Consider the following 5,770-nt stretch of genomic DNA (forward strand, 5'->3'; position numbering starts at 1 on the left):
CCCAAAAAATCCCGCCAATACAAGCTAACATTGAGCCTAGTGCAAATACAAAAGCTATAATTTTATTAGCATCAATTCCCATTAAAGCAACGGTTGAAATATCAAAAGCAAGTGCACGAATAGCAATTCCATATTTGCTTTTATACAAAATCAATAAAACAGCTATTAAAATAATAATAGTTAAAGTTGGAATTATCAAATCAAGCAAAGACATTCTAATATCAAATAAATTAATAGGATTTATCAAAATACTCGGTGCATTAAATGGTTGTGGTGTGCTTGTAAATAATACATTTATTAGATTTTCTAAGAAAAACGAAACTCCAATAGCAGTGATTAATAGTGAAATTCTAGGAGAATTTCTAAGTGGCTTATAAGCAATCTTATCAATGCTAATTCCAAGTGCAATACAAATTAATATAGCAAAACCAAAAGCAGGTATAAACGGAAAAGCAAAAAAATTAAGTGCAAATAAACAAGCATACGAGCCTATCATCATAATATCGCCGTGAGCAAAATTGATAAGCCTTAAAACTCCATAAACCATAGTATATCCAATAGCAATTAGTGCATACATTGAGCCTAGTGAAAAGCCATTGAAAATCTGTTGAATAAGTAGCGTTGAACTCATTAAAAACCTTTTTTGAAAATAAAAAGAAATATTAATAAACTAAGCTTAATTTCATAATAATTTTTAAGATTAATTATAAGAATTTGTAAATTCGTAACACTTTTTTACAAAATTACAAAAATTATATTTAATCTTTTAAATATTATTTATAAAAATCCTTAGGAAAAGGCTTTAATATGCTATTGCTTAATTCTTTAGCCATTAAGCTTTCAAATTCTAAGTCTTTGCATACTTTTTTGCTCTCAATTACCTTGCCTTTATCAAGGACTAAAACTTCATCACAAAATAATTTTATAATCCTTAAATCATGAGTTATTACGATATAGCTTAAATCCTTTTGAAGATTTTTTAAAGTCTTTAAAATCTTTGCTTGAATTAATACATCTAATGAACTTGTAGCTTCATCTAAAATAAGTATTTTTGGCTTAATTGAAATAGCTCTTGCTATGCTTAGCCTTTGTAATTGTCCCCCACTTAGCATTGAGCATTTTTTATCTAATAAGTCTTGATTTAATTCTAATAATTCTAAGCATTCTAAAGCTCTTTTTTTAATCTCGCTTTTACTAAAATTAGTAAGATTTTCTAAAGGTTCAATCAAGGCTTCATAAACGCTAAAATCAGGGTTAAAAGATGCTCTTGAGTCTTGAAATACTATTTGAATTAATTTTTTATACTCTTTATTGTCTTGTATTTTTACATTGTTTAAAAATACATTTCCAGAATTTGCTTTGTAAATATTAGCAATGATTTTTGCTAAAGTGCTTTTACCACTTCCACTAATTCCTAAAACACCTAAAGAATTATTCTCATCTAAATTAAAGCTAACTCCATTTAAAACTTGAGTATATTTATCGCTAAATAAATTTGAGTTTTTATATGAATATGAGATATTTTCTACCTTAAGCATTGCTAACTCCATATAATGATAAATGTGAATTAATTAATTCTTTTGTTATATTTGCTTGTGGGTTTTTAAATATATCAATACAAGTTGCTTCTTCAACAATCCTTGCATTATCCATAACATAAACATAATCAGCAAGTCTTGCAACCACTCCAAAATCATGAGTTATTAACAATATCCCTATTTTGCTTGATATTTCTTCTAATATATCTAAAACCGCAGCTTGAGAAATCAAATCCAAATCACTCGTAGGCTCATCAGCTATTATAAATTTCGCACGAGATACTAAGGCTAAAGCTATCATAATTCTTTGAAGCATTCCACCACTGCATTCGTGTGGATAAAGATTTAAAACGCTTTCGTTTAATTTAACTTTATTTAAAATCTCTTTTATATATTCATTATCAATTTTTAAATTCCTTGCCTTTAAAGTCTCATAAAAGCAGTTTTTGATACTAAATAAAGGATTAAAAGCTGTTCTTGGATTTTGCATAATACAAGCAATATTTTGCTTTGAATTATCATCTAAACAAATACTCCCGCTAAGCTTTAAATTATTTGCTACATATCCCATAATAGCTGTTGCTATTAGGCTTTTTCCACTTCCACTAAGCCCTAATAAAGCCGTGATTTTTCCACTTTGTATATTCATACTAACATTATTTACTAAGGCTGTATCTTTATAAAATATATTTAAATTTTTTACTATTATTTTATCCATGACTTTCAACTTGTATTAAATTTTCAAATTTATCTCTTAAAATATCGCCTAATAAATTAAAAGCAATAATTACAATTAACATAGCAATTCCAGGATACAAAATAAGCTCATAATGAGTTAAAATATAATCTTTTGTTTCAGCTATCATTATCCCCCATTCAGCCTGTGGAGCTTTTACCCCAAGCCCAAGCAAACTAAGACCTGAAATATGTAGCATTATATGCCCCAAATCAAGCGTGCTTAATACCAATAGCTGCATACAAATAGGCTTTGCAAAATGCTTTTTAAAAATTTTAAAATTACTAGCCCCACAAGTTTTGCTAATTAATACATATTCAGTATTTTTTAGCTTTAAAACAATGCTTCTAATAATCCTTGCATACCAAGCCCAGTGAGTTAAAGCAATGGCTATAATTATATTTAATAAACCAGTTCCTAAAATCCCTACGAAAAATAAAGCCAAAACAATAGTAGGAAAGCATAAAAATATATCACAAATTCTCATTAAAAAATTATCAATTTTATTATTTGAAAATCCAGCTATAAAACCTACACTAACGCCTAAAACTATTATTACAATAATGGTTGAAAAGGTAGCTAGAATTGAAATATAAGCACCTTCTAAAATCCTTGAGAAAATATCTCGCCCTAAATGATCAGTCCCAAAAATATGCAATAATGAATTACTAGCAAATTTATTCGCTAAATTAATCTCATTTGCACTATAAGGTGCATAATATTTACCAAATAAAGCAAGTAAGATTATAAAAGCACATAAAAAATACACGAAATATTCATAAATTTTCTTACTCATATCTAATCCTTGGGTCAATTATCGCATATAAAATATCAGTGATTAAATTAATTAAAATAAACACAAAACACATCATCATACTAAAAGCTTGAATTACAGGATAATCACTATAATAAATAGCACTTACAGCATAACGACCAACTCCAGGATAAGCAAAAATATTTTCAATCACTAAAGCCCCACCAAAAAGTTCAGCTATATGCATACCAAAAGCAGTTATTAAAGGTAGTAAAGAATTAAATAAAATATGTTTTGAATATATCTTATACTTTCCTACACCACGCATTTTTGCATAAGCTATAAATCTTTCATTACAAGCTTGTAAAAAATTAATCCTAATAAATCTAGCATTAATAGCAATTGACATAAAAGATATTGCTAATGCAGGCATTATTAAATGATTAATCCCACCTATGCCAAAAGGAGGCAATAAATTAAGCTCAACAGAAAAAAATAAAATAAATAATAAACCAAGCCAAAAACTAGGAGTGCTAACACCTAAAAATGAAAAAATCCTTACAAAATAATCAAAAAAATGATTTTTATAAATTGCAGAAAACACCCCAAAAGGAATAGAGATTACAAAAGTTATAAGCAAGGCAAATGATGTTAGCTTTAAAGTATTTCCTAAGTATTCAAATAAATCAGGTGCGATTTTACGATTAGTAAAATATGATGTCCCAAAATCTAATTGCAAGGCGTTTTTTATCCAAACTAAATATTGAGTAATTATTGGCTCATTTAAGCCTAGCATAATTCTTGTATGCTCTATCGCTTCATCAGTTGGTGCTATCCCACTAACTTGCAAATAATTCATAACAGCATCAGTTCCATTAAGTCTAATTAATAAAAAAATAAAAATTGATGCTAAAAATAAGCAAATAATGGCATATAAAGTTCTTTTTAATATGAATTTTTTCATACTACTCCTTAATTTCTATATCATCAAAAGGAATTTCATATTTTAAAATACTCGTTTTAACTCCTTTTAATTTAGGACTTGCAACGCATATATTTGTATGATATACAATAGGAATATATACCGCTTCATCGTGTAAGATTGTAAGTATTTCTTTAGCTAGTTTAGATTTTTCATCTTTATTCATTGTTTTAGATAATTTTTCTATATTTTCATCAATTAGTGGTTTTTGCTTTAATCCAATTTGAGCCATATAATCAGCGTGAGCTGGTGCAACCATAGAAGCCATAAAAATTTCAGGCTCATAAGGAGCTCCCCAAGTAGCATTAAAGATTAATTCAAATTCCCCATTTCTATGTCTTTTATAAAATATAGTGCTTTCATTAGCTTGTAAGATGAGATTAATTCCTATTTCTTTTAAATTCGCTTGTAATACTTCTGATATAGCCTTTTGCTCTGCGTTAATGCCTATATAAGAAATCACTATATCTAATCTTTTGCCATCTTTTTCTAAAAAGCCATTTTTAAATTCCCAACCATTATCAAGTAATAATTGCTTAGCTTTTTTAGGATTATATTCGTATGCACTTCTATCAATTTTACCATTTGGCACATTATCATCATAGAAAAAATCAGCCTTTGGTCTTGTCCCATAAAAAACATATTTGCTAATTTCATCTTTATTAATAGCCATATTAATAGCCTTTCTTACATTAATATCATTTGTTGGATATTTTGCTGTATTTTGTGCTATTAAAATAGTGCTAAGTGGCTTTGAGATTAGCGTTTGATAATCGCTTTTTTGCAAGTTTATAAAATCTTCTAAGCTAATTTCTCCATCAGTATAAATATAATCAATTTCTTTTGTTTTTAAAGCTATTACTTTTGAGCTTGGATCAGGGATTATTTTACATACTATGCTATCAATTTTAGCTTTTTCGCCCCAATAATTTTCGTTTTTAACAAACTTATCATAAACGCCTAATTTTGTATCAACGAATTTCCATTTACCTGTGCCAATTGGCGCTTTTATACCATCTTTTGTATTATTATCAATCATAGCACTTGGAGCTATAAATCTAAAAGGGCGAATAAGACTAAGTTCTCTTAAAGTAGGTTCATAAATATGTTTTAAATGAAGCTTTACTTCATAATCATTAACTACTTCAAGATAATCAAAAGCCCTTACAAGTGCAAAAGAAATATGCCTTTGTTTATTAGCAAAAATTGCATCAAAATTAAGCTTTACTGCATTTGCATTAAAGTCTTCTCCATTAGAAAACTTAACTCCTTTTCTAAGATAAAAAGTATATACCAAACCATCTTCGCTAATCTCCCAAGAAGTAGCTAGGCTAGGTATTATTTGATTATCTTGCGAGTATGAGACAAATCCTTCATAAACCATATTTTGAGCAAACATTTCATTTGGAGAATACAAATGTGGATTTAGTTCTCCTACATTTTTAGAAGTAGCTACTTTTAGCTCACTTGAATTTAAAAAACTAATTAATAAAATAAATACAAAAAATAATTTTTTCATTTTAATCCTTTATATTGTTTCTGGCTGAATAGTAATATGATGTATATTAAACTCATTCTTAAGTAAAGCATTAAGCTTTTGTAAAACACTTTTAAACTCATTTAAATCATCTAAGATTATATGAGCTGTTAGTATATGATAATCTTGAGAGATTGAATGAATGTGTATATCGTGAATATCTTTTATATTTAAATCTTGCTTTAATATAAATTCTTTTACTTCACTAATCTCAATAAATGAG

At 27.6% G+C, this 5,770-nt stretch carries 7 protein-coding genes; all 7 read right to left on the minus strand.

Going from position 1 to position 5,770, the window contains the following annotated elements:
* On the minus strand, positions 1-631 hold a 631-nt coding region (locus tag AVBRAN9331_RS09465; RefSeq protein ID WP_336612901.1), incomplete at its 3' end, for a branched-chain amino acid ABC transporter permease.
* 142 nt (positions 632-773) lie between these two features.
* On the minus strand, positions 774-1,538 hold the full coding sequence (locus AVBRAN9331_RS09470; protein ID WP_336612902.1) for an ABC transporter ATP-binding protein: 765 nt from the start codon (positions 1,536-1,538) through the stop codon (positions 774-776).
* Positions 1,531-2,256: an ABC transporter ATP-binding protein gene (locus tag AVBRAN9331_RS09475; protein ID WP_214118843.1), complete on the minus strand. Its 726-nt coding sequence runs from the start codon at positions 2,254-2,256 to the stop codon at positions 1,531-1,533. Before AVBRAN9331_RS09475 ends, AVBRAN9331_RS09470 begins: the two co-directional genes overlap by 8 nt.
* On the minus strand, positions 2,249-3,070 hold the full coding sequence (nikC, locus tag AVBRAN9331_RS09480) for a nickel ABC transporter permease subunit NikC (RefSeq protein ID WP_336612903.1): 822 nt from the start codon (positions 3,068-3,070) through the stop codon (positions 2,249-2,251). The genes AVBRAN9331_RS09475 and nikC overlap by 8 nt, the downstream gene beginning before the upstream one ends.
* Positions 3,063-3,992 carry an ABC transporter permease subunit gene (locus AVBRAN9331_RS09485; RefSeq protein WP_336612904.1) on the minus strand — a complete coding sequence of 310 codons (930 nt, stop codon included), beginning with the start codon at positions 3,990-3,992 and terminating at the stop codon, positions 3,063-3,065. Before AVBRAN9331_RS09485 ends, nikC begins: the two co-directional genes overlap by 8 nt.
* Before the next feature lies 1 nt (position 3,993).
* A complete protein-coding gene (nikA, locus tag AVBRAN9331_RS09490; RefSeq protein ID WP_239802936.1) occupies positions 3,994-5,529 on the minus strand; it encodes a nickel ABC transporter substrate-binding protein in 1,536 nt (511 codons plus the stop codon).
* Positions 5,530-5,538: 9 nt separating this feature from the next.
* On the minus strand, positions 5,539-5,770 hold a 232-nt coding region (locus AVBRAN9331_RS09495; protein ID WP_442862302.1), incomplete at its 5' end, for a cation transporter dimerization domain-containing protein.

Source organism: Campylobacter sp. RM9331, assembly GCF_020137685.1.
In the GTDB taxonomy this organism is placed as follows: domain Bacteria; phylum Campylobacterota; class Campylobacteria; order Campylobacterales; family Campylobacteraceae; genus Campylobacter_E.

Coding starts and splice junctions, on each gene's coding strand:
- AVBRAN9331_RS09485 (WP_336612904.1), bottom strand. CDS start 3,992: ATGAAAAAATTCATATTAAAAAGAACTTTATATGCCATTATTTGCTTA.
- nikA (WP_239802936.1), bottom strand. CDS start 5,529: ATGAAAAAATTATTTTTTGTATTTATTTTATTAATTAGTTTTTTAAAT.
- AVBRAN9331_RS09470 (WP_336612902.1), bottom strand. CDS start 1,538: ATGCTTAAGGTAGAAAATATCTCATATTCATATAAAAACTCAAATTTA.
- AVBRAN9331_RS09475 (WP_214118843.1), bottom strand. CDS start 2,256: ATGGATAAAATAATAGTAAAAAATTTAAATATATTTTATAAAGATACA.
- nikC (WP_336612903.1), bottom strand. CDS start 3,070: ATGAGTAAGAAAATTTATGAATATTTCGTGTATTTTTTATGTGCTTTT.